This window comes from Streptomyces sp. NPDC051219, assembly GCF_040682335.1.
Lineage (GTDB): Bacteria > Actinomycetota > Actinomycetes > Streptomycetales > Streptomycetaceae > Streptomyces.
On record NZ_JBFBAS010000096.1, the window covers coordinates 1 to 1,135 of the forward strand.

At 69.6% G+C, this 1,135-nt stretch carries 1 protein-coding gene; it reads right to left on the minus strand.

Annotation, left to right across the window (positions count from 1 at the left end):
• Positions 1-1,073: IS200/IS605 family accessory protein TnpB-related protein (locus tag AB0M62_RS34875; RefSeq protein WP_366078338.1), on the minus strand; the 1,073-nt coding region annotated here is incomplete at its 3' end.
• Positions 1,074-1,135: the final 62 nt, after the last annotated feature.

The following is a 1,135-nucleotide window of genomic DNA, read 5'->3' on the forward strand; positions in this document are numbered from 1 at the left end:
AGCGCGTGCCGCAGTTGCGCATCGCGGTGGTCCGCGCTGCCGGTCAGGTCGTACCAGAACCGCTGCGGGTCACCGACGGGGTTGCCGTGCTTGTCGAGGCGGTACGCGGCGAAGTGGTCGGCGTTCGTGTCCACGCCGATGAGCCCACCGGCGCGCGCGGCCTGAAGGGGGATCGTCTGGACGGCGGGCCGCTTCCAGGATGCGGTCAGGTACCAGCGGCCCTTGAGTACGTCGAGGTGGATCTCGTACGCGACCGCACGGTTGTGGGCGATCCGGTCGGCCCACTCCTCGCCCCGGTGCTGGAACGCGACGCGGGCAGAGAGTGTGTACCGGCCGTGTGGCGCGTTGGCCAGGTACTCCAGCGGCTTGGGCAGCTTGACCGAGACTTCGCCGTCCGGGGTGACGCGGATCGTCTCGTTCCCGAACCGCTTCCCGGACTCGCCGTCCGCGCTCAGGAACCAGCGCGCCGCATCCCAGCGTTCCCGCCATCCAGTCTCGGTGAGTTTGGCGGCGGCCAGGTTGTGCCGGTTGTTCGCGAGCCTCTTCCCGCCGCGCACGACGTGCACGCGGCCCGTCGCGATGTCATCCTCCACGGCCTCGAGACGGGCCTTGAGGATGTGGAGTCGGCGGGACTTGTGGAACCACTCGCCCTGGGACCGGTACCCGCCGGGCTTGCCCTTCGTGCCCTTCTCGCCAACCGGGAGGGACAAGCGGTGCATGAGCATCCGGATGCCGTCGGTGAGCTTGTCGCGGTACGCGAACTGGCCGCGCCGGGCGAGGGCATATTGGTCGTGGGTGCCCTTCGTGAGGGAACCCGCCCAACGCGACGACGACTTCGCGGTCAGGTCCTGCTTGCGGGCGGCCCAGGACTGGTTGGTGCGCTCGAAGTCTGCCCGTGAGTACCGGGCGAGGTCAGCGGCTGCGAGAGAACCGAGGTGGGCGCCGACCAGGCGGAGGACCTTCTCATCCTGGGGCGTGAGGTCCTTGAGGCGGTCACGGATCGCGACACCGGTCGCGTCCTGGACCACGAACGGGTCCCGGATCGGACTGAGCGGCTTCTTACGCTCGTTCACTCCGCGGCCGCCTCAAGCGCTTTCTGCGCGCGGTTCCTCGCGGAGCGGCGCCCGTACAGGCG